The 340-nt window shown below is 67.4% G+C and carries 1 protein-coding gene; it reads left to right on the top strand.

Going from position 1 to position 340, the window contains the following annotated elements:
* Positions 1 to 19: 19 nt before the first annotated feature.
* Positions 20 to 340, top strand: a 321-nt coding sequence (locus tag VTU_RS28485) for a SwmB domain-containing protein (protein ID WP_265597348.1), incomplete at its 3' end; no start/stop codon positions are given.

The raw sequence follows: 340 nt of genomic DNA, 5'->3' as shown, positions 1-340 counted from the left end.
CAACACCATCGGCGTGAACATGAGCGGTGTGCGGGACCAAGCGGGCAATAGCGCGACGAGCACGATCACCAGCGCCAACTACACCGTGGACACCCGGTCGGACACCACGGCCCCGGAGTTCAGCAGCGCCACGGTCAACGGCAGCCAGCTGGTGCTCACCTACATCGACGAGGGCAACCTGGACGCCGCCAACACCGCCGCCGCCTCGGCCTTTGCGGTCAGCAGCGCAGGCAATGCGGCCATCAGCGTGAACAGCGTGGCCGTATCGGGCAAGACCGTGACGCTGACGCTGAGCCGCGCCGTGACCAGCGCGGAGACCACCGTGACCGTGAGCTACACC

Source organism: Verminephrobacter aporrectodeae subsp. tuberculatae At4 (genome assembly GCF_000193225.1).
In the GTDB taxonomy this organism is placed as follows: Bacteria; Pseudomonadota; Gammaproteobacteria; order Burkholderiales; family Burkholderiaceae_C; genus Acidovorax; species Acidovorax aporrectodeae.
Note: the sequence above shows the minus strand (reverse complement) of the source record. Positions and strands in the feature narration are given on the sequence as shown.